The organism is Peptoniphilus sp. SGI.035 (genome assembly GCF_050315115.1).
GTDB lineage: Bacteria > Bacillota > Clostridia > Tissierellales > Peptoniphilaceae > Peptoniphilus_A.
On the sequence record NZ_JBNPOJ010000023.1, the window covers coordinates 1 to 22,792 of the forward strand.

Annotated in this window: 17 protein-coding genes; 1 reads left to right on the top strand and 16 read right to left on the bottom strand. The window is 33.2% G+C overall.

Annotated elements, in window-relative coordinates:
* Window positions 1-54: 54 nt before the first annotated feature.
* The 14 genes from fusA to ACQRC6_RS08805 all read right to left on the bottom strand — a co-directional run bounded on the left by fusA (window position 55) and on the right by ACQRC6_RS08805 (window position 19,539).
* A complete protein-coding gene (gene fusA, locus ACQRC6_RS08740; protein WP_427848575.1) occupies window positions 55-2,130 on the bottom strand; it encodes an elongation factor G in 2,076 nt (691 codons plus the stop codon).
* A 15-nt stretch (window positions 2,131-2,145) separates the two neighbouring features.
* Window positions 2,146-2,616, bottom strand: a complete 471-nt coding sequence (gene rpsG, locus ACQRC6_RS08745; protein WP_427848576.1) for a 30S ribosomal protein S7 — start codon at window positions 2,614-2,616, stop codon at window positions 2,146-2,148.
* 92 nt (window positions 2,617-2,708) lie between these two features.
* Window positions 2,709-3,122, bottom strand: a complete 414-nt coding sequence (rpsL, locus tag ACQRC6_RS08750) for a 30S ribosomal protein S12 (RefSeq protein ID WP_019107539.1) — start codon at window positions 3,120-3,122, stop codon at window positions 2,709-2,711.
* Between the two features lie 196 nt (window positions 3,123-3,318).
* Window positions 3,319-3,921: a hypothetical protein gene (locus ACQRC6_RS08755; RefSeq protein WP_427848577.1), complete on the bottom strand. Its 603-nt coding sequence runs from the start codon at window positions 3,919-3,921 to the stop codon at window positions 3,319-3,321.
* Between the two features lie 222 nt (window positions 3,922-4,143).
* Complete coding sequence (gene rpoC / locus ACQRC6_RS08760; RefSeq protein ID WP_427848578.1) at window positions 4,144-7,743, bottom strand: DNA-directed RNA polymerase subunit beta'; 3,600 nt, start codon at window positions 7,741-7,743, stop codon at window positions 4,144-4,146.
* A 37-nt stretch (window positions 7,744-7,780) separates the two neighbouring features.
* Complete coding sequence (locus ACQRC6_RS08765) at window positions 7,781-11,524, bottom strand: DNA-directed RNA polymerase subunit beta (protein WP_427848589.1); 3,744 nt, start codon at window positions 11,522-11,524, stop codon at window positions 7,781-7,783.
* A 156-nt stretch (window positions 11,525-11,680) separates the two neighbouring features.
* Window positions 11,681-12,004: a hypothetical protein gene (locus ACQRC6_RS08770; RefSeq protein ID WP_427848579.1), complete on the bottom strand. Its 324-nt coding sequence runs from the start codon at window positions 12,002-12,004 to the stop codon at window positions 11,681-11,683.
* Window positions 12,005-12,071: 67 nt separating this feature from the next.
* Window positions 12,072-13,574, bottom strand: coding sequence for a murein biosynthesis integral membrane protein MurJ (gene murJ / locus ACQRC6_RS08775; protein WP_427848580.1), 1,503 nt, complete (start codon window positions 13,572-13,574; stop codon window positions 12,072-12,074).
* Window positions 13,575-13,870: 296 nt separating this feature from the next.
* Window positions 13,871-14,356, bottom strand: coding sequence for an FMN-binding protein (locus tag ACQRC6_RS08780; RefSeq protein WP_427848581.1), 486 nt, complete (start codon window positions 14,354-14,356; stop codon window positions 13,871-13,873).
* Between the two features lie 44 nt (window positions 14,357-14,400).
* Window positions 14,401-14,820 carry a SixA phosphatase family protein gene (locus ACQRC6_RS08785; RefSeq protein WP_427848582.1) on the bottom strand — a complete coding sequence of 140 codons (420 nt, stop codon included), beginning with the start codon at window positions 14,818-14,820 and terminating at the stop codon, window positions 14,401-14,403.
* On the bottom strand, window positions 14,817-16,103 hold the full coding sequence (eno, locus tag ACQRC6_RS08790) for a phosphopyruvate hydratase (protein ID WP_293557305.1): 1,287 nt from the start codon (window positions 16,101-16,103) through the stop codon (window positions 14,817-14,819). Before eno ends, ACQRC6_RS08785 begins: the two co-directional genes overlap by 4 nt.
* 12 nt (window positions 16,104-16,115) lie before the next feature.
* A complete protein-coding gene (gene gpmI / locus ACQRC6_RS08795; RefSeq protein ID WP_427848583.1) occupies window positions 16,116-17,618 on the bottom strand; it encodes a 2,3-bisphosphoglycerate-independent phosphoglycerate mutase in 1,503 nt (500 codons plus the stop codon).
* Entirely contained in the window at window positions 17,615-18,358 is a 744-nt protein-coding gene (gene tpiA, locus ACQRC6_RS08800) for a triose-phosphate isomerase (RefSeq protein ID WP_427848584.1), read from the bottom strand. The genes gpmI and tpiA overlap by 4 nt, the downstream gene beginning before the upstream one ends.
* Entirely contained in the window at window positions 18,355-19,539 is a 1,185-nt protein-coding gene (locus tag ACQRC6_RS08805; RefSeq protein ID WP_427848585.1) for a phosphoglycerate kinase, read from the bottom strand. Before ACQRC6_RS08805 ends, tpiA begins: the two co-directional genes overlap by 4 nt.
* 203 nt (window positions 19,540-19,742) lie before the next feature.
* Here ACQRC6_RS08805 and ACQRC6_RS08810 point away from each other — a divergent pair, with 203 nt between their 5' ends.
* Window positions 19,743-20,825, top strand: coding sequence for an IS30 family transposase (locus tag ACQRC6_RS08810; RefSeq protein ID WP_427848586.1), 1,083 nt, complete (start codon window positions 19,743-19,745; stop codon window positions 20,823-20,825).
* A 671-nt stretch (window positions 20,826-21,496) separates the two neighbouring features.
* On the opposite strand, the gene ACQRC6_RS08815 is transcribed toward ACQRC6_RS08810, so the two are convergent.
* Complete coding sequence (locus ACQRC6_RS08815) at window positions 21,497-22,240, bottom strand: phage replisome organizer N-terminal domain-containing protein (protein WP_427848587.1); 744 nt, start codon at window positions 22,238-22,240, stop codon at window positions 21,497-21,499.
* 84 nt (window positions 22,241-22,324) lie between these two features.
* Window positions 22,325-22,708 carry a DUF4829 domain-containing protein gene (locus tag ACQRC6_RS08820; RefSeq protein WP_427848588.1) on the bottom strand — a complete coding sequence of 128 codons (384 nt, stop codon included), beginning with the start codon at window positions 22,706-22,708 and terminating at the stop codon, window positions 22,325-22,327.
* Between the last annotated feature and the right edge of the window lie 84 nt (window positions 22,709-22,792).

A 22,792-nucleotide genomic window follows, 5' to 3' on the forward strand; every position in this document is an offset into this window, starting at 1 on the left:
ATGTGGTTTATTTCTTTCAAATTTTGCTTTAGCCATTATTAATCCTCCTAAATTTTAGTTTTTCTTTTTATCTCCAACTACTTCTTCGGCAATTGATGCTGGTACTTCTTCGTAGTGATCAAATTGCATTGAGTAGTTTGCCCTTCCTTGTGTATTTGAACGAAGGCTAGTTGCGTATCCAAACATTTCTGCTAGTGGTACATATGCTGTAACGATTTGAGCTCCAGCTACAAGTTCCATACCTTCCATTCTACCACGTCTTGAGTTAATATCTCCAATTACATCTCCCATGTATTCTTCAGGAGTTGTAACTTCAACTTTCATCATAGGTTCAAGAAGCACTGGGTCTGCTTTTGCAAGTGCATCTCTAACTGCCATAGATCCAGCAATCTTAAATGCCATTTCAGAAGAGTCAACTTCGTGGTAAGATCCATCATAAAGAGTTACCTTAACATCAAGTACCTCGTATCCACCAACAATACCAGATTTAAGTGCTTCTTCAATACCTTGTTGAGTAGGTCCAATAAATTCCTTAGGAATTGCACCACCAACTACGGCATTTTCAAATACAAAACCTTCTCCTGGTTTATTAGGTTCAATTCTGATTTTAGCGTGACCATATTGTCCACGACCACCTGATTGACGAGCGTATTTAGCTTCGCCTTCAGCAGCCTTCTTAATACCTTCTCTATAAGAAACTTGAGGGTTACCAATATTAGCCTCAACTTTAAATTCTCTTAAAAGTCTATCAACAATTATATCAAGGTGAAGTTCACCCATTCCTGCGATAATTGTTTGACCAGTTTCTTCATCAGTATATGTTTTAAAAGTTGGGTCTTCTTCAGCAAGTTTTGCTAATGCAAGAGCCATCTTATCTTGAGAAGCTTTAGTCTTTGGTTCAATTGCAACAGAGATAACTGGTTCTGGGAATTCCATATTTTCAAGAATTACTAAACTCTTTTCATCACAAAGAGTATCACCAGTAGTAGTATCTTTAAGACCTACGGCTGCAGCAATTTCTCCTGCGTGGACTTCTTCAATTTCTTGTCTCTTGTTTGCGTGCATTTGAAGAATTCTTCCGATTCTTTCTCTCTTGCCCTTAGTTGAATTCATTACATATGAACCAGCTTGTAATACTCCAGAATAAACTCTAAAGTATGCAAGTTTACCAACATATGGGTCAGTAACGATTTTAAATGCAAGTGCTGAGAAAGGTTCGTCATCTGATGAATGTCTGTCAACTTCATTTCCATCCATATCAGTACCTATGATTGCAGGAACATCAATTGGAGATGGAAGGTAGTCTATGATTGCGTCAAGAAGAAGTTGAACTCCCTTGTTCTTGTAAGAAGATCCACAAGATACTGGAGTAATCTCAACAGCAAGTGTTCCCTTTCTTATAGCTTTTTTAAGAAGTTCTTTGTCGATTTCTTCGCCTTCAAGATAAGCCATCATTAAGTCTTCATCAAATTCTGAAGCTTTTTCAATTAATTTTTCTCTGTATTCATTTGCAAGGTCTAGGTATTCTTCTGGAACATCAGTAATTTCGATTTCTTTACCTAGCTCGTCCTTGTAAATTTCTGCTTTCATTTCAACAAGGTCAATCATTCCAATAAATGTATCTTCAGCTCCTATTGGAATTTGAATTGGAATTGGGTTACCATGTAGTTTCTTGTCAATAGTTTGAACTGATCTAAAGAAATCAGCTCCTGTAACGTCCATCTTGTTAATATGAGCAATTCTTGGAACATGATATTTATCTGCTTGTCTCCAAACAGTTTCAGATTGAGGTTCTACACCGCTTTTTGCGTCAAAAAGTGCAACTGCACCATCAAGAACTCTTAGAGATCTTTCAACTTCAACTGTAAAGTCAACGTGTCCAGGAGTATCGATGATGTTAAGTCTGTAACCCTTCCAGTGAGCAGTAGTAGCCGCAGAAGTAATTGTAATACCTCTTTCTTGTTCTTGTTCCATCCAGTCCATTTGTGCTGCACCTTCGTGAGTTTCACCTATTTTGTGAATCTTTCCGGCGTAGAAAAGAATACGTTCAGTAGTAGTAGTCTTTCCAGCATCAATATGGGCCATAATACCAATATTTCTATATTTTTCTAATGGTATATCGCGAGCCATAAATTCCTCCCCTTATTACCATCTATAGTGAGCAAAGGCCTTGTTAGCTTCTGCTGTTCTATGCATTTCATCTTTTCTCTTAACGCTTCCGCCTAGTCCATTAGATGCATCAAGTATTTCTTTTGCAAGTCTTTCGTCCATTGTCTTTTCGCCTCTGGCTCTTGCATATTTAACTAACCATCTAAGTCCTAGAGTTTGACGTCTTTCCGGTCTAACTTCCATTGGAACTTGGTAAGTAGCACCGCCTATTCTTCTTCCCTTTACTTCAAGTACAGGCATTACATTATTTAGTGCCTTATAAAATACTTCAAGTGCGTCTTCTCCAGTTTGTTCTGCTATATTTTCAAGTGCTGTATAAACAATTCTTTGAGCAGTACCTTTTTTGCCGTCAAGCATAACATTATTTATAAGTTTAGTGATAACTACATCACTATACACTGGATCAGCCATAACTTCACGTTTTTGGATATGTCCTTTTCTTGGCATAACTTCCCTCCTTAACTATTTTTCAGTCGATTCATTGGTACTCAGGTTGAGCCCGTAAGCCAAAAATCTATAAATTCTCATAAAAAATTCAATCAATTTTTAGGTTTCTTAGTACCATATTTAGATCTAGCTTGCTTTCTATCTGTAACTCCAGCTGTATCAAGAGTACCTCTAACGATATGGTATCTAACACCTGGTAAATCCTTAACTCTTCCACCACGGATTAAAACAACACTGTGTTCTTGTAAATTGTGTCCGATTCCTGGAATGTAAGCCATAACTTCGTATCCATTTGTTAAACGAACTCTAGCAACCTTTCTAAGAGCTGAATTCGGTTTTTTAGGTGTTACTGTTCTTACTGCAACACATACTCCTCTTTTTTGTGGAGAATTAACTTCAGTTTCAACTTTTTTAAGTGTGTCATAGTTTACATCAAGAGCTGGTGATTTAGATTTACTGTGAATTTTCTTTCTACCATTTCTTACTAATTGGTTAATTGTAGGCATTAATTGCACCTCCTGTTTTAATAATAGCATTGGACATTTCAAAGACTACCCAGTATTAGGTAGTCTTTTCGTCTCAAATACTCATCAATTTTACCATTACAAAACAATTAAGTCAATAAAAAATATGAGAAATTCGCCAAATTCTCATATTTTTTTAAATTATTTTAAATTTTTAAGTCCTTCTAATTTTTTTATCCTAAATTTTTTCTAAATAAAAATCAAATCTATTAATATTTATAAAATTATAAAAACTAAAGAAAATAAAAATTAATAGAAATAAAATTTGAAAAGTAATAAAGATTTTTCTGTAATTATCTTTTTCTACAAAAATTTTACAAATTGCCCTCTTAGATGTAAAATAACTGTACCACAATATAACTATTGATAAACATGGCAAGATTATTAAAAAATCACTTTTTGCGAAGGCTTTAATTGTATGTCCATCCTTTAAGTTAATAAAAAATATTAGTTGATATATTATAATAATAACTTGAGTAAAAATTGTAGTTATTTTATAAAGTCTTGGATCATTCACATATTTATTCTTAAAGATATCTTCTGTCGTGGTTTTATAAATAAAGTAGATAATAATACCAAATCCTGCAAAGAATAAATATAATCTATTTTGACTAAAAATAGATGAAATCCAAAATTCAATAAACATAATAATATAAATGTAATCTTCCATTACTCTACTATTATCAATTTGCATTCCTCTTTTTTTTTCAATAATTCCAATAACATATAAGTATAAAGAGAAAAAAATTGCCAATATAAAAAATGAAAATAATCTATTCATATAATCTCCTAATCACATCTTGAAATATTATACCCTTAACAATAATATAATGAACTAAAACAAATATAAGTGGAAAATCTTTATTAAGATTAAAACCTTTTATTTAATTATATAACTTTTTTGAAAATTATCTATTGTAAATGTTATTACTTGAAGCTAAAGCAATTATTTATTATAATGCAAAAAGAGATGCTGTAAAAATCACAACATCTCTTTTATATTTTATTCTTCTTCTGAAAGTGTTACTTCTTCTTTTAATTCTTTTTTGATTTCATCTTTAGAAATTACTTCAGAATTTTCTAATATATTATAATCTTCTTTTAATCTCTCATCTATGCCAATTTGTACTTTGGAATTTATGCGAGCACCAGTACCTGCTGGTATAAGTTGTCCAATGATTATATTTTCTTTTAGACCTTCAAGCTTATCTTCTTTGCCCTTTATTGCTGCATCTGTAAGAACTCTAGTTGTTTCTTGGAAGGATGCTGCTGATAAGAAGGAGTCTGTTGCAAGAGATGCCTTTGTAATCCCAAGTAGGTTTATATGACCAATTGCTGGTTCTTTACCTTCTTCGATTGCTTTTTTATTTGCTTCTTTGTAATCAACTACATTTACAAGTGATCCTGGAAGTAAATCTGTATCTCCTGCATCTTCTATCTTGCACTTTGATAGCATTTGTCTAACAATTATTTCAATGTGTTTGTCGTTGATGTCTACACCTTGAAGTCTGTAAACTCTTTGAACTTCTTTTACAATATATTCTTGTACACCCTTTTCTCCTTTTACACGGAGTAAATCTTGTGGATATACTGAACCTTGTGTAAGTTCATCGCCTGCTTCAACTTCGTCGCCTTGTTTAACTTTTAATCTTGATCCATAGACGATGTTATAAGAATCAACTGTTCCATCTTCTGCTGTTATAAGAACTTCTCTCTTTTTATTTGATTCTTTAATATCGACAACTCCACCACGTTCTGCAATAATTGCAAGTCCCTTTGGCTTTCTTGATTCAAAAAGTTCTTCAACTCTCGGAAGACCTTGTGTGATGTCTGCTGCTGCAGCTACTCCACCAGTATGGAAAGTTCTCATTGTAAGTTGTGTTCCCGGTTCACCAATTGATTGAGCTGCAATTACGCCAACTGCTTCTCCAATTCCTATATGTGAGCCTGTTGCAAGGTTTTTACCGTAGCAATGAGCGCACACTCCGTTTTTAGACTTACATCCAAGGACTGATCTAACTTTTACCTCTTCTATTCCAAGTGATTCAATTAAAAGTGCGTCGTCATCTGAGATAACTTCATTTGCCTTTACAATGATTTCTCCAGTTTCTGGGTTTAATATATCTTCAAAGGAATATCTTCCTTCAATTCTATCGGCAAGTGATTCTATTAATTCTTTGCCATCTTTAAATGCTCTTGCCACCAAGTATTCATCAGTACCACAGTCTTCTTCAGACACTATTACTTGTTGTGATACGTCTACAAGTCTTCTTGTCAAGTATCCAGAGTCGGCCGTTCTAAGTGCTGTATCGGCAAGACCCTTTCTAGAACCGTGAGCTGACATATAGAATTCAAGTACTGAAAGACCTTCTCTAAAGTTTGAAGTAATTGGAACTTCTATAGTTCTACCTGAAGGTGATGCCATAAGTCCACGCATGCCTGCAAGTTGTCTAATTTGGTTCTTAGAACCTCTGGCTCCTGAGTCCGCCATGATGTAAATATTATTTAAGGCATCGAATCCTTCCATTACATCCTCTGTTAAGTCATCAGTTGCTTTGTTCCAAATTTCAATTACTTTTTCATATCTTTCTTCATCTGATATAAGACCTCTTCTAAAGGCTTTTTCATATTTGGCAACTTCTTTTTCTGCATTAGCTAAAATTTCTGGCTTAGTATCTGGAATTTGTACATCACCCATTGAAATTGAAATTGCTCCAATAGTTGAGTAGTGATATCCTGTAGCTTTAATATTGTCAAGAAGTTTTGCAGTTTTTATATTGCCATGTTTTTTATAAGTTTTTTCGATTATTTTACCAAGAAGTTTTTTGTCTACAACTTGATCAATTTCAAGAGAATATTTGTCTTCATCTCTATTTACAAAACCTAAATCTTGCGGAATAAACTCATTTACAATAAATCTACCCACAGTTGATGACACAATTTTACCTCTCTTGTCCCTTTCATCAGCAAATCTTCTTACAGATACATGGGATTGTAGGTGTAAAAATCCTGATTCATAAGCGTGAAACATTTCGTCAAAGTTTCTGTAAATTGAGCCATCTCCCTTTAATTTATCCTTTCTATCTAGTGTTAGATAATAAGAACCTAGTACCATATCTTGAGTAGGAGTAGTAATTGGCTTACCATCCTTTAACGCCAAAATATTATTTGTCGAAAGCATTAATAGTCTTGCTTCAGCTTGTGCTTCTGTAGATAGTGGCAAATGGACTGCCATTTGATCTCCGTCAAAGTCTGCGTTATATGCTGTACAAGAAAGTGGGTGAAGTTTAATCGCCTTGCCTTCTACTAAAACTGGTTCAAAGGCTTGAATACCAAGTCTGTGAAGTGTCGGTGCACGGTTAAGAAGAACTGGATGATCCTTGATAACATCTTCAAGTACATCCCAAACTTCGTCTTTTCCTCTTTCAACCATTCTCTTTGCAGACTTAATGTTGTAAGTTAATTCTCTCTTTACAAGTTCTCTCATTACAAAAGGTTTGAAAAGTTCAAGAGCCATGTTCTTTGGAAGTCCACATTGGTAGAATTTAAGATCTGGCCCAACTACGATTACAGAACGGCCTGAGTAGTCAACTCTCTTTCCAAGTAAATTTTGACGAAAACGCCCTTGTTTACCCTTTAACATTTCTGAAAGTGATTTAAGTGGTCTATTTCCAGGACCAGTTACAGGTCTTCCTCTTCTACCATTGTCAATAAGAGCATCAACAGATTCTTGTAACATTCTCTTTTCATTTCTTACGATTATGTCGGGAGCGTTGATGTCCATTAACTTTTTAAGTCTGTTGTTTCTATTTACAATTCTTCTATATAAATCATTTAAGTCGCTTGTTGCAAATCTACCACCGTCAAGTTGCACCATTGGCCTTAAATCTGGTGGGATTACTGGGATTGCATCGAGTATCATCCATTCAGGTTTATTGTCTGATTGGATGAAAGCGTCAATTACTTCAAGTCTTCTTGTAATTCTAATTTTCTTTTGCCCCGTTGCATCTTGAAGTTCTTGTGTAAGTTCGTCATTTTCCCTTTGTAGGTCAACTTTCACTAGAAGATCTCTTATGGCTTCTGCTCCCATTTTTGCAGTAAATTTGTCGCCATATTCTTTTTTAAATTCTCTATATTCAATTTCTGAAAGAAGTTGTTTTTCATATAAAGTTGTTTCGCCTGGTTCAATTTCTGTCACTACATAAGATGCAAAGTAAAGAACTTTTTCAAGAGCTCTAGGGCTCATGTCTAAAACAAGACCCATTCTTGAAGGTATGCCCTTAAAATACCAAATATGTGATACTGGAGCAGCAAGTTCAATATGACCCATTCTTTCACGACGAACCTTGGATTTTGTAACTTCAACGCCACATTTTTCGCAGACTACTCCCTTGTATCTTACTCTCTTATATTTTCCACAGGAACATTCCCAATCCTTAGTAGGTCCAAATATTTTTTCACAAAATAAACCTTCCTTTTCAGGTTTTAATGTCCTGTAATTTATAGTTTCCGGTTTTTTTACTTCGCCATAAGACCATGATCTAATCTTTTGTGGTGAAGCAAGTCCAATTTTTATTGAATGGAATAATTCATGTTCGCTCAAGGAGCACTTCTCCTTTCCTATTAATTAAAATAACTAATTAATCTTCAGATTCATCGGATTCATCAAAATAGTCTTCTTCGTCATCTTCATCATCTTCATAGAAGTGACTGTTTTCAAAAGACTCAACTTCATCAGTTGAAATTGTTCTGATGCCAATATTTGCAGTTCCTGTGTGTTCAATAAGTTCCTTTATATCATCGTCTGATCTAGTGTTTTTATCGTCAATGTTGTCGATCCTTGTCAACTCGTCTTCGTCAACTTCAAGATCAACTTCATTTCCGTTTTCATCAAGCACTTGAATATCAAGAGCAAGTGCCTGTAATTCCTTTATTAAAACTTTAAAGGATTCAGGAACTCCTGGTTGTGGAATATTTTCGCCCTTTACTATCGCTTCGTAAGTCTTAACACGACCAACAATGTCGTCAGATTTAACTGTTAACATTTCTTGTAGAGTATAGCTTGCACCATAAGCTTCAAGAGCCCAAACTTCCATTTCTCCAAATCTTTGTCCACCAAATTGTGCCTTTCCTCCAAGTGGTTGTTGTGTAACTAGTGAGTAAGGGCCTGTTGAACGAGCGTGGATTTTTTCATCAACTAAATGGTGAAGCTTTAGCATATACATATAACCAACAGTTACAGGGTGGTCAAATTCTTCTCCAGTTCTTCCATCTCTTAGTTGGATTTTTCCATCTCTAGAATATCCCGCTTTTTCCAAAGTGTCAAAAATGTCATTTTCATTTGCACCGTCAAATACTGGAGTAGCAACATGCCATCCTAGTTTTTTGGCAGCAAGTCCCAAGTGAACTTCAAGAACTTGTCCTAAATTCATACGAGAAGGAACTCCTAGTGGGTTAAGAACTATTTGTATAGGTGTACCATCTGGCATATAAGGCATATCTTCCTTAGGCATAACCCTTGAAATAACCCCTTTATTACCGTGGCGACCACACATTTTATCTCCAACTTGAATCTTTCTCTTTGTAGCGACAAAAACTCTTACCATTTCATTTACGCCTGGCTGAAGTTCGTCACCTTCTGATCTATTAAAAGTTTTTACATCGACAACAATGCCTTGTTCTCCATGAGGAAGTCTTAATGAAGTATCTCTTACTTCTCTTGCCTTTTCACCAAAGATTGAACGAAGAAGTCTTTCTTCTGCAGAAAGTTCAGTTTCTCCCTTAGGAGTTACTTTTCCAACAAGGATGTCTCCTGGTTTAACCTCTGCACCAATTCTTATTATTCCTCTTGCGTCAAGATCCTTTAACATATCTTCCCCAACATTTGGAATATCTCTTGTGATTTCTTCAGGTCCAAGTTTAGTATCTCTTGCTTCAGATTCGTACTCTTCAATATGAAGTGAAGTTAGTACATCGTCAATTACAAGTTCTTGACTTACAAGCATAGCATCTTCGTAATTATATCCTTCCCAGTTCATAAATGCTATTAGGATATTTTTACCAAGAGCCATTTCGCCTTGGTCTGTACTTGGTCCATCGGCAATAATTTCGCCAGCTTCTACAACATCTCCTGCATTAACTATTGGTCTTTGGTTAATTGTAGTTCCTTGGTTTCCACCCATGAATTTGTGTAACTTATAGTTGTCAATGCCCTTGTCGGATTCTCTTTCGATTTCTATGTGTACTGCATCAACTTTTTTAACAGTTCCTTTGTTTTTAGAAACTACTACAATGCCTGAATCCTTTGCTGCTCTATATTCAATACCAGTTCCAACAATAGGTGCTTCTGTCTTTAGTAGAGGCACTGCTTGACGCTGCATATTTGCACCCATAAGAGCTCTATTTGCGTCGTCATTTTCCAAGAAAGGAATCATAGAAGTACCAACTGCAACTATTTGTTGAGGCGAAACGTCCATGTAGTTTACATCTTTAATGTCAAATATATCGGCATTTCCTCCATGACCTCTGGCTGCAATTCTGTCTTCAACGAATTTATTATTTTCATCAAGCCTTTCATCAGCTTGTGCAATGATTTGTTCGTACTCAACATCGGCTGTTAGATAATCAATTTGTTCAGTTACAACTCCGTCAACAACTTTACGATATGGAGTTTCAATAAAACCATATTCGTTAATTCTTGCATAAGTTGTAAGTGATGTAATTAGTCCAATGTTTGGACCTTCTGGTGTCTCAATAGGACACATTCTTCCATAGTGTGAGTTATGGACGTCACGCACTTCAAATCCAGCTCTATCTCTGCTCAACCCACCAGGTCCAAGTGCAGATAACCTTCTTTTGTGAGTTAATTCTGATAGAGGATTGTTTTGGTCCATAAATTGTGAAAGTTGTGAAGAACCGAAAAATTCTTTTATAGCAGCTGTTACTGGCCTAATATTTATAAGTGATTGTGGTGTAGTTGCATCAACATCTTGAACTGTCATCCTTTCACGGATAACTCTTTCCATTCTTGAAATACCAATTCTAAATTGATTTTGAAGAAGTTCACCAACAGATCTAATTCTTCTGTTTCCAAGGTGATCGATGTCGTCAACTGAGCCAACATTATTCATAAGTCCAAATTCATAATTAATTCCTGCAATAATATCGTCAATTAAAATATGTTTTGGGGATAATTCTTTATGCGCTTTTTCAAGTTCTTCTTTAAATTTTTCTGTATCTTCAGAATATTCTTCGTAAAGTTCATCGAAAAGTGGTCTATAAACTTTTTCTTTAAAACCAAGCTCTTCCATGTCGAAATCAAGCCCATAAGCATCGACAAAAGTAAAATTGTTTCCTATTACTATTGTATTTTCTGTTGCGTGTTCAAAATTTTCGTCAGTCTTTATAAGAACTTGATTTACTCCAGCTGCTTCAATTCTTTCAGCCTTTTCTCTAGTTAGGAGTTCCCCTTGTTCTGCCAATATTTCGCCAGTCATAGGATCTATTATGTCTTCTGCAGTAATATTATTTTCTATTCTTGCGCTAATCCCTAATTTTTTGTTGAATTTATATCTTCCAACTCTCGCAAGATCGTATCTTCTGTCATCGAAAAACATATTTTCAAAAAGTGACTGTGCTGAATCAATAGTAGGTGGTTCCCCAGGTCTTAACTTTTTATAAATTTCAAGTAAAGCCTCATTCTTATTAGTAGTAATGTCTTTTTCAAGTGTCTTTAAAAGTGCTTCACTTTCGCCAAGAACATCAATTATTTCTTGATTAGATTCAACTCCCAATGCTCTTAATAGAACTGTTATTGGAAGTTTTCTAGTTCTATCAATTCTTACATTGATTATGCCTTGAGCATCGGTTTCAAATTCAAGCCAAGCTCCTCTATTTGGAATAAGTGTTGCTGAATAGATTTTTTTGCCAGTCTTGTCTCTTTCTTCCTTATAATATGCTCCCGGACTTCTTACAAGTTGTGAAACAACTACACGTTCAGCTCCATTAATTACAAAGGTACCTGTTGGTGTCATAAGAGGAAGGTCTCCCATGAAGACTTCTTGTTCCTTTACTTCGCCAGTTTCAGTGTTGATAAGTCTTACCTTTGCCTTTAGCGGCGCAGAATAATTAGTGTCTCTCTGTTTTGATTCGTCAATATCATATTTTATTTCATCAGATAAATGATAATCGACAAATTCCAAAATTAAATTGCCAGAGTAATCCTCGATAGGAGATACGTCATCAAATACTTCCTTTAACCCTTCTTCAATTAACCATTTATATGAAGAAGTCTGCACGTCAAGGAGATTTGGAAGTGACATAACTTCGTCTACACGAGAAAAACTCATTCTCTCACGTTTCCCATATTTAACAGGATGTACCATTAATTTTCTCACCCTAGCCTTTCAAATGAGTGTATCAAAATTAGAGTACAAATCACCACTCTAATTATTATTATGCAAATAGGTATTTTATCATTTTTTATAACAACTTGCAAGTTTTAAAACAAAAAAAGATCCTGCTAATTTGCAGAATCTTTTTTATAGTCTAATATAAGCATAACCTTCGTTTTGAAGCTTTACTAGTTTTGTTATAACTAATTCCTCTACATTAATTCCAGCAGGAATTAATTCCTTTGAAAGGCGATTTTCTTCCAAAGCTTTTTTTCCTATTGTGATATTTACTTTAGGATTTCCAATTACTCCCTCAAAATCAACTCCAGAGTATCTGTTGAAAAGAGATGCAGCTTTTGACATTGCAATTATTTCAATTTTTATGTCATCAAAACTTTCTAGTAAATCTCTAACATTTGAAATTACAGCAGACCATTTATCTACTTCTACTACGTGAAAAATTACCTTCATATCTATCACTCCTTATTAGCTAATATTTTACACTATTAAAGAGAAAAATAAAAGACAAATTACTTTGTTACTGCTTCTTAAATATTAATTTAATAATTTCTTTTATCTCATCAACTCTAAATAAGATTAATAAAATTAAATAAATTGCTCCAGCAATCAATATAGAAATAAGAAGGGATAAATTAACCCCCAAATTTTTAGTCAAAATATTGTAAAAGATTTTTGAACCAAATGCCATTGCAGCTGACGCAATAGTTATTTTAATTACATTTGTAAAAAGTTTTTTATTAAATACATTTCCAATTAATTTGATTGATGGAAGATAAATCGCAATTGCTCCAACTATAAAAGAAATTGAAGTCGCAAGGGCAATTCCTCTTATCCCCATTATTTTTGAAAGTAAAAATGCTAGAAAAATATTAATTGCAACTATTAATACTGAATTTATTACTGGAGTTTTGTTGTCGCCAAGAGAATAAAACACTCTTGATATAATTTCTCGCACACCAATTCCAATTACACCAAAGGCAAAAAAAGATAAAACTGTGGCAGTAATCTTTGCATCATCAACAGAAAATTCTCCACCAACAAATAAAAGATTTACAATTGGAAAAGAATAAATGTATAAACCAAAGGCTGCCGGCACAACTAAAAGCAACATATTAGAAAGACCTTCTGAAAGAGCAGACTTTAAATTTTTAAAATCTTTTTTTGAACCAAAGTTTGCAAGTTTTGGATAAGTAGCAGTGATAATTGATGTTACCACAATTCCCGTTACAAAACTTTGAAGTTTGTATGCATAGTTTAAAATTGAAATTCCTCCAGAATAAGCTCCCGATGCAATGGAGCGAGAAATCATAAAGTTAATTTCAATTGCCGAAGTAGAAATTAAAATTGGAAGAATTGAAAGGAACATCGTTTTCATGTCCTGGTTAAAATCAATTTTCAAACTGTGTTTATATCCAAGCTTTTTAATTGGAAGAATAAAAATTGCATATTGAAACACAAAGGCAGCTAAAATTCCTATGGCAAGATAATTTATTCCAATTTTGTAAGAAATCCACATGGAAACAATTAAAATAATATTCATGAGAATTGAATGCAAAACTGAAACTATAAACTTTTCGTAAATTTGTAAATAAGCCTTATAAATTGAACTCACAGCTGTAACGGCAATAGAAAGCATTGCAACTCTTGAAACAAATATTGCTACTTCAAGTTTTTCTCCCTCAAAACCTTCAGCCATTAGTTTTACAAGTGGTCTTGCAAAAATAATAGAAAATATAGTTACTATAATAAAGACAATTAAAATGATATTTGAAAGATTGGCAGTAAAAGCATCAGCACTTTTTTTGTCCTCTCTAGTCTTTATTTTGTCATACATTGGTATGTAGCCATTTGCAACAGCACCACTAATTACATTTGTAAAAGTCATGGGAAGTTGGAATGCAATTAGAAAAATATCTGCCACCATTCCAACACCAAAAAAGTATGCCAGTGCCTTTTCTCTCAAAAGTCCAAAAATCTTTGAGACAATTGTAATTATCATTAATATATATGAAGTCTTCATCTTTTCTCCTTTAAAATAAAAAACTCGAGATAACCTCAAGTCATTATATATTTATTTAATTCGATTTACAAGTAAGACCTGCATTTAATTTCTATCTTTTATGCTTATGAAAAAATGAATTTTAAAAACTAAAATAGATGACAATATAACTTTTAGCCGCCCTATTACAATAGTTTAAATAAAAAAATGGATGCAACCTACTAAATATAGGTAGCATCCACTAAGTTTTACTTAAACTATATTTTTGTGTCCAGTTTTAGGGTTACACATAAAATGTCGCTGTTTTCTAATAAAATTTATTTTGCTTGATTTACTGCATCATTTGCTGCTTCTAAGAATTGGTTATAAGATTGTGTTGCACCACTAATTGCTGTAACTTCTTCTACTGAACCCTTTTCTTTAAGATCCTTTCCATATTTTTGAGAAGCTTCAAGAGTCATTTGTGCAGTTTTGTATCCATCTTCGCCAGCTTCTTTTCCGTAATCTTCGCCCTTTTCTTTTCCTTCTTTGTCAAGATTTTTAACAACAGCATCACTTATTTTTCCGTCAGCAACTGTAACAGTAACTTCAATATATCCGCCGTAATCATCTGTGGAAGATTTTCCTGTATAAGTTCCATCTTTAAGAGTTGCTGCTGTTTCAGTTTTCGCATTAGCAGTAGTTTCTACTTTCTTATTGTTTTCCTTTGGTGCATTTCCCTTTGCATTGTTTTTTGCTCCGCCACATCCGACAAGTGTTAGTGATAACATTGCAATTGTAGCCATTGTAAGTTTTTTCTTCATAATATCTCCTTAATAATAAAATTATATTAATTAACTTGCCAAAATCATTCTAAATTTAAAAATTTCGCCAAATCAATTTCTACCAAATTTATACTTCCTCTTGAAATAATTTTCATTTCGCCTGTTAGTTGATAAATCCAATTTGAAATAAAGGGCTCATGTGAAACAAATATATAATTTTCCCCTTTATCTAAATTTTCTAAAATATCTCTTATTCTTCCACCAGCAAGGTACTCCTTGACTTCATAGGTAGAATCAAGGTGTTTTGCTAAAATTTCTGCAGTTTCTTTTGCTCTCTCAAGTGGTGATGAATAAATTTTGTAAGATCTCTTGTCCTTTAAATTGTTTGCAAATACTTTAAAGGATTCTTCTAATTTTCTCTTCCCAATAGTAGTTAACTTTCTCTTAAAGTCGTCATCTGCATAAATTTCAGCCTCGCCATGTCTTATAAAATAAATTTTCATTTTAAATTGTAAAAGGCATCAAAACCTGGATAATTTGAAAGATCGCCAAGTTCATCTTCTATGCGAAGAAGTTCGTTGTATTTTGCTACTCTTTCACTTCTTGCTGGTGCACCAGTTTTTATAAATCCTGCATTAGTTGCAACTGCTAAATCTGCAATTGTTGAGTCTTCACTTTCTCCAGATCTATGAGAAATTATTGCAGTGTAATTATGTCTTTTTGCAAGTTCAATTGCATCTAGTGTTTCTGTGATTGTTCCTATTTGATTTAATTTAATTAGAATTGAGTTTGCAGATTTCTTTTCAATTCCTTCTTGAAGTCTTTTTGTATTTGTAACGAAGAAGTCATCGCCAACTAATTGAACTTTATCGCCTAGAAGTTCTGTAATGTGCTTCCATCCATCCCAATCGTCTTCTGCAAGTCCATCTTCTATTGAATAAATTGGATATTCATTTACAAGTTCTTCATAGAATTTTGAAAGTTCTTCCGAATTAAATTCACGGCCTTCACCTGCAAGGATATATTTTTTCTTATCTGCATCATAAAATTCTGAAGCTGCTGCGTCAATTGCAAGTACAATGTCCTTACCTGCTTCATATCCAGCTGCCTTTACTGCTTCAAGTATGCAGTCAAAAGCTTTTTTATTAGATTCAAGATTTGGTGCAAATCCACCTTCATCTCCAACTCCAGTTGAAAGTCCTTTGTCCTTTAAAACCTTTTTAAGTGCGTGATAAACTTCTGCACCCATTCTTAGTGCTTCTTTAAAAGTTTCTGCGCCAATTGGCATAATCATAAATTCTTGTATGTCAACATTGTTATCTGCGTGTTCGCCACCATTTATTATATTCATCATTGGAATTGGCATTGTCTTTGAATTTACTCCGCCAAGATATTGATAAAGTGGGAGTCCTGCTTCATTTGCTGCAGCTCTTGCAACTGCAATTGAAACTCCAAGGATTGCATTTGCTCCAAGTTCGCCCTTGTTTTCAGTTCCGTCAAGTTCTATTAGCATTTTATCGATTCCAAGTTGATCAAATACATCAAAGCAAATTAATTCTTCAGCAATTCTTTCATTTACATTTTTAACAGCTTCTTCTACGCCCTTGCCATTATATCTTTCTTCTCCGTCGCGAAGTTCAACAGCTTCGTGAACACCAGTTGATGCACCACTTGGCACAATTGAAGACCCAAATCCGCCATTAACTGTTCCAATTTCTACTTCAACAGTTGGATTTCCCCTTGAATCAAGAACTTCTCTCGCATAAACATAATCAATTAAACTCATAATTCCTCCTAATTAAAATAAACTTTCGCCAGTCATAAGTTCTGGCTTTTCAATTCCCATGATTTTTAAAATTGTCGGCGAAAGGTCGCAAAGTGCCCCGCCTTTTCTTAGTTTTACATCTTTATTAAAAAGAAAAAGTGGCACAGGATTTGTGCTGTGACTTGTTACAACATTTCCCTCTTTGTCAATCATATATTCACAATTCCCATGGTCTGCAGTAATTATTGCGACACCCTCTTTCTCCTTTAAAACCTTTAAAATTCTGCCTAAATTTGCATCAACTGTTTCCACAGCTTTTATTGCCGCCTTCAAGTTTCCTGTGTGTCCAACCATATCTGGATTTGCAAAATTCAAAATTATTGCTCCGTATTTATCTTCTTTTAATTTTGCAATTACAGCATCTGTAACTTCATTTGCACTCATTTCTGGTTTTAGGTCATAAGTTGCAACTTTTGGGGAAGGAATAAGAACTCTGTCTTCCCCTTTAAAAGGCTTTTCTCTTCCACCATTGAAGAAAAATGTAACATGTGCATATTTTTCTGTTTCTGCAATTCTAAGCTGATTGATTTTATTTTTTTCCAAAATTTCACCCAATGTGTCCCTTGGAATTTCATCTTTAAAGGCAACAAATTTATTTTTAATATTTTTATCATACTCTGTCATAGTTACAAGAGTCGTATTTATTTTTTCTCTTTCAAATCCCTTAAAGTCATCGTCAACTAATGCCCTCGTAATTTGTCTAACTCTATCCGGTCTAAAGTTAAAAATTATTATTGAATCATTTTCTTCGATTTCAGAATTTTTCACAAATTTTGCAGGCAATAAAAATTCATCAGTAATATCTTTATCGTAGGAAGATTTTATATAATCTAAAATATCTTCTTCGACAAAATCCACATTTGATATAAGGTCATCGTAATATTTCTTAGTTCTCTCCCATCTATTGTCTCTGTCCATTGCATAATATCTTCCAGAAATTGTAGCAATCTTCCCATTTCCTATTTTGTCTATTTCATCTTGAAGCTCTTTAATATCTTCTAATGCAGCATAGGGAGATACATCACGACCATCTGTTATTGCGTGGATATAAGTTTTTTCTATTCCTTCATCTGCCATTAACTTTATAAGAGCTTTTAGATGATCAAAGTGTGAATGAACTCCACCCTTTGATACAAGCCCAATTAAATGAACCTTTGAATTGTTTTTCCTTGCACTATCAATTGCTCTTTTAAATTCAGGATTTTTGAAAAATTCGCCTGACTTAATCGCCTCAGTTATCTTTGTAAGGTTTTGATAAATTACCCTTCCTGCACCTATGTTTAAATGTCCAACTTCAGAATTTCCCATTTGTCCATGAGGAAGGCCTACATATTCTTCACTTGCAAAAATTTCTGTGTGAGGTGAATTTTTATAAAGCTCATCAAGAGTGGGAGTTTTCGCAAGTTTTACTGCATTTCCTACTTCAGATTCCTTTATTCCAAATCCATCCAAAATTATTAGCATAGTTGGTTTCATAAATTTTCACCGCACTTTATTATTTCAATAAAATCCTTGACATCTAAGCTTGCTCCTCCAACAAGAACTCCGTCAATATTTTCTTTTGCCAAAATTTCTTTTGCATTAGATGGTTTTACAGATCCACCGTATAAAATTCTAATTTTTTTAGAAATTTCTCCATAATTTTTGTTTATAATTTCTCGAATTTCTCTACACATATTTTCTGCATCTTCAGAAGAACAAGTTTTGCCAGTGCCAATTGCCCAAATTGGTTCATAGGCAAGGGTAATATTTTTAAGATTTTCTACACCACTAAGAGAATTTAGCAATTCATTTTTTACAAAATCTAATTCTTTATTTTCTTCTTTTATTTCAAGAGATTCTCCAAGGCAAAGAATAACAGATAAATTATGAGAAAGAGCCCTTTTTATCTTTGCATTTACAATCTCGTCGCTTTCCGAAAATTTTTCTCGTCTTTCTGAATGACCTATGATTACATTTCGAACCCCAATATCTTTAAGCATATTAGTTGAAACTTCGCCAGTAAAGGCTCCATCTTCAAATTCAGAAACATTTTGTGCAGCAACTTCAATTTTATCTTTTACACTTTTTGTAAAACTTTCTAGAGAAACAAAACTTGGAGCAATAAGAACATCTACATTTTCAAATTTAAAATCATTTATTTTATTTGCAAATGCAAGAGCCCCACTAGAAGTTTTATTCATCTTCCAATTTCCACAAATATATTTTCTTCTCATGCTTCTTCTACCGCCTCAATGCCAGGAAGTTTTTTGCCCTCAAGCATTTCAAGACTTGCGCCACCACCTGTTGAAATGTGAGTTAATTTATCTGCTACGCCAGCTTTTTCAACTGCGGCAACAGAATCTCCTCCGCCAACAATTACTGTTGCGTCAAGATTTGCTAAGATTTTTGCTAGTTCAATAGTTCCATGAGAAAATTCTTTAATTTCAAAAACTCCACAAGGTCCATTTAATACAACTGTCTTTGCATCTTTTAGAGCAGCTTCAATGTCCTTTAAGCTTTCACTTCCAATGTCTAAGATCATATCATCTTCACTTACATCTTCTGCGTCCTTTAAAGTTCCCTTTGCATTTTCAGAAAGTTCTGAAGCAACTATTACATCTCTCGGCAAAATTAAAGCAACACCCTTGTCAATTGCCTTTGCCATTATTTCTCTTGCAAGGTCTAATTTGTCATCTTCAACTAGAGATTTGCCAACTTCAAGTCCCTTCGACTTTAAGAAAGTATTTGCCATAGCACCAACAATTACTAACACATCAACTTTTTCTAGCAAGTTTTCAATTACACCGATTTTATCAGAAACTTTTGAACCACCAAGAATTGCAGCAAAAGGTTTTTCTGGATTTTTAAGTACATCTTCAAAATATTTAATTTCTTTTTCAACTAAAAGTCCAACACATGATGGCAAAAATTCAGTAACGCCAACATTTGAAGCGTGAGCTCTATGTGCTGTTCCAAAAGCATCATTTACAAAAATATCTCCAAGAGAAGCAAGTTTTTTTGAAAAATCAGCATCGTTCTTCTCTTCGCCCTTTACAAACCTAAGATTTTCAATAAGAGCTATTTCGCCCTTTTTAAGTTTTTTAACTTCTTCAATGACATTTTCGTCTACAACTTCCTTTGAAACAATAAATTTAACATCCTTCTTTAAAAGTTCAGAAGCTCTTTTTGCCACTGGTGCAAGAGAAAGTTCTTCTTTGTATTCTCCCTTAGGTCTTCCAAGATGACTCATAAGCACAACTTTTGCACCCTTTTCTATTAAATAATTAATAGTAGGAATTGCTTTTACAATTCTATCGTTTCCTGTAACTTTGCCATCCTTTAGCGGAACATTAAAGTCAACCCTAACTAGTGCAGTTTTATCGTTAAAATCAAAATCTCTAATAGTCTTTTTCACATTACACCTCTTATTTTCGATTTTTCATTAAAATTATCAATTAAATTATACCATAAATTAAAAGAGTTTATATTTGTAGAATAGTTTAATATTTATAATTTATCATTAGGTTAATTGTATAATGAAATTGAACTAAAAAATTCCATAGCTTATCACCTTTGGTATAATGATTTACCACAAAACAAAACCAAAAGGTGATAACTATGGAATATAATAATAATACAACAAATTCAAGAAAAAATAAACATTTAAGCGATTTTGAAAGAGGACAAATCGAACTTCTACACAATAAAGGCTATTCTGCATACAGAATAGCAAAAGAACTCGGCCGTGCTTCAAACACTATTAGATATGAATTAAAGAGAGGAACAGTTTTTCAAATTAAAAATGAAAGAATAGTGCAAGTATATTATCCTGATACAGGGAAAACTGCATATGATATAAATAGAAAAAATTCTAAAAAATCATATAAAGCATTAGAATGTAGTACTCTCTTAGATTTTGTTTACGATAAATTTATAAATGAAAAATGGTCCTTAGATGCTTGCTGTGGATATGCCACTAGACATAATCTTCTTCCTAATAAAACTCTCTGTACAAAAACTTTATATAACTATGTAGAACTTGGATTATTAAAAATAAAGTCAATAGACCTACCCTTAAAGGTAAGAAGAAAAACTTCAAATAAAAGAGTCAAAAGAAATAGAATGCAATTAGGTAAAAGCATAGAAGAAAGACCAAAAGAAATAGAAAGTAAAACAACATTTGGAAATTGTGAAATAGACACAGTAGTTCCAAAGAAAAATAAAGAAGAACCCTCTTTAATCACTATAACAGAAAGAAAAACTAGAATTGAAATCATACTAAAAATAGAATCCAAAAAATCTAAATTAGTTAATGCTAGTTTAGAAAACTTACTTGGCAAATTAGAGGATTCCACATCGATATTTAGAAGTATAACAAGTGATAATGGATTAGAATTTGCTAGTTTAACAGAACTAGAAAGAAAATATGTTGGTGATGTATATTATTGCCATCCTAATAACCCACAAGAAAGAGGAAGTAATGAAAAACACAATAGTCTAATAAGAAGATTCCTGCCAAAGGGGAAATCACCATTAGACTATTGTGAAGACCACTATATAAAAATAATGAATTGGATGAATAATTTACCAAGGAAAATCTTAAATTATCGAACACCTTTAGAGGTTTTTGTGGAAGAGTTGAATAATTTAGGACTTATTGATACTTTGGGAGAGTTAGTTCAATTTGATATTGCAATTTAGGTATTTTAAAAATATTAATTTTAAAGTTTTTTGACATTGACAAGTGCTTTGGATTAGCAACATAGGAATCTCACCTCCGCCTCTATTCCGGATGAGCCAGCTTCAACCTTAGAAGTATCATTATCCTCATTTTCTTCATAGCGAATAGGGTATCCCTCCCTATATTCAAACTCTTACTTATCGCTCCATTTCTTCTTCCTTTGCTTTTATCTTAGCAATACTTGTTATGCCGAATTATTCAACAGAAAGATCTTGACGGATAGGTTATTACGCTCCAAAAATAATTAACGTCTTGTCTTGGTCTATTCGATTGTTAAGGTTCAAAATTTATCGAGAGTTATTAATCTTTTTAAAATTTGATCATCAGAAAATATTTATCTTGATGAAACAAAATTCTATAAATTACTCTCTTATACTTAACAGTGAAAAGAAGCCTTTCTTGGTAACCAATTTTGAAATAGAATTTGCTTATGTAAAAAGGTCCAATTCCCACTGCATAAGTAGCAGTGAAAATTAGACCCTCTTGGTATCTGTCATCTAAAAGTCTTCTAGCATTTCTTTAATTTTCTAATCGCCTTTTAAGTATCATATTTACATTTTCTTATCTCTGGCATATTTTTATACCTTTTTAGACTTAAAGTCTTTAATAGTGGCTTTCCACCTCTTTTTACCTATAAAGATTCTCCTACATCATAGTTCATTTTTTTATTGAAACCTTTCTGTGCTAGTTTGTCTTTATCTTCTTCATACCATTTTAAGATTGTTGCATAGTGGTTTTGGTAGGTCTTACCACTGCTTTTCATGTATCTTGATAGTTTATTTATCATTATGTCTGTGTGTGAGTTTAATTTTTCTTTAAGATTTTTATATTCTTCTTTGCTTAGCCTTACATTTTTGAATTCTCCATAAAAGATGGGGGTGGAATTCTTATCTTTTTCTATCTCTCCCTCTCTCTCTTTATCTATCTCTATATCTTTCTCTATCTCTATCTCTCCGTTGCACTTTTGTTGCTTATTTGTTGCATTGGTGTTGCATTGCAACATTTTTAATTCTCTAGACTTTCTTGAACGCCTTGTAGAAGCTGTTTCTGATCCGATTAAGTTTGGTATTTCAGTTAGGTAGTATTCATCATTTTCTGTTAAAACTTCTAGTAAGCCTTGGTTTATTAGATAATTAACTGTAACCATTACATCATCGTCTGTTTCATCTATTGTTAGTGCTAACTCTTTTATAAAATCACTTTCTACTCCGTCATAATAGAGTTTGCCCTCATCTTTTAAGCTTAGTAGTAGAAGTTTTAAGTAAATTATCGTGTAGGTATCTCCTCCCGATATTCTCCTTAATCTTTTTATCCTTTTATCTGTGAAAAATTCTTCTTTTAATTTTATCCAATAATATCTTTTGTTTGTTGCCATTCTAATCCTCCTTGCAATAAAAAAAGAAGTAGATTTTTTCTCTACTTCTCCTTATAATTTATATTTTATTTTTCCTTATATTTTTTAATAACCTTGATCTTCTATCTTCCATTCCCCATCTTTGTCTTTTCGAACTAAGGTCCAGCTGTAATTCTTGTATTCTCCCTTACTTAATACAGGATTTTTCCCACTTACATCAAATTCTGAAAATAGTACGATAATATTATTTGGATCTATATCAGTGCCCTTGCCTGCTCCATATTCCATAAATTCTTTTATCACATCATCAGATTTAGCTTCATCGTAGCATACTGCTTTTAATTCTGAGCCTGGGAATGAAAAATTATCCTTTACTACTTTAATTGCAGAATCTATTTCTTCTTGGCTAAATTTATTTGAATCACCTTTATCAATTGTAATATCTCCATCTGTTTTCCCTTTACATCCTGTTAATGAAAATAAAATCATTATAGCAAGAAGAATTCTAAAACCACCTCGTATAATAATGTTGTAGTTAAAAAACTACATTTTCTTTTCTATCCCATACTCATT

Coding starts and splice junctions, on each gene's coding strand:
- ACQRC6_RS08780 (WP_427848581.1), bottom strand. CDS start 14,356: ATGAAGAAAAAACTTACAATGGCTACAATTGCAATGTTATCACTAACA.
- ACQRC6_RS08785 (WP_427848582.1), bottom strand. CDS start 14,820: ATGAAAATTTATTTTATAAGACATGGCGAGGCTGAAATTTATGCAGAT.
- rpsG (WP_427848576.1), bottom strand. CDS start 2,616: ATGCCAAGAAAAGGACATATCCAAAAACGTGAAGTTATGGCTGATCCA.
- ACQRC6_RS08810 (WP_427848586.1), top strand. CDS start 19,743: ATGGAATATAATAATAATACAACAAATTCAAGAAAAAATAAACATTTA.
- rpsL (WP_019107539.1), bottom strand. CDS start 3,122: ATGCCTACAATTAACCAATTAGTAAGAAATGGTAGAAAGAAAATTCAC.
- ACQRC6_RS08770 (WP_427848579.1), bottom strand. CDS start 12,004: ATGAAGGTAATTTTTCACGTAGTAGAAGTAGATAAATGGTCTGCTGTA.
- ACQRC6_RS08765 (WP_427848589.1), bottom strand. CDS start 11,524: ATGGTACATCCTGTTAAATATGGGAAACGTGAGAGAATGAGTTTTTCT.
- tpiA (WP_427848584.1), bottom strand. CDS start 18,358: ATGAGAAGAAAATATATTTGTGGAAATTGGAAGATGAATAAAACTTCT.
- fusA (WP_427848575.1), bottom strand. CDS start 2,130: ATGGCTCGCGATATACCATTAGAAAAATATAGAAATATTGGTATTATG.
- ACQRC6_RS08815 (WP_427848587.1), bottom strand. CDS start 22,240: ATGGCAACAAACAAAAGATATTATTGGATAAAATTAAAAGAAGAATTT.
- ACQRC6_RS08755 (WP_427848577.1), bottom strand. CDS start 3,921: ATGAATAGATTATTTTCATTTTTTATATTGGCAATTTTTTTCTCTTTA.
- ACQRC6_RS08820 (WP_427848588.1), bottom strand. CDS start 22,708: ATGATTTTATTTTCATTAACAGGATGTAAAGGGAAAACAGATGGAGAT.
- murJ (WP_427848580.1), bottom strand. CDS start 13,574: ATGAAGACTTCATATATATTAATGATAATTACAATTGTCTCAAAGATT.
- eno (WP_293557305.1), bottom strand. CDS start 16,103: ATGAGTTTAATTGATTATGTTTATGCGAGAGAAGTTCTTGATTCAAGG.
- gpmI (WP_427848583.1), bottom strand. CDS start 17,618: ATGAAACCAACTATGCTAATAATTTTGGATGGATTTGGAATAAAGGAA.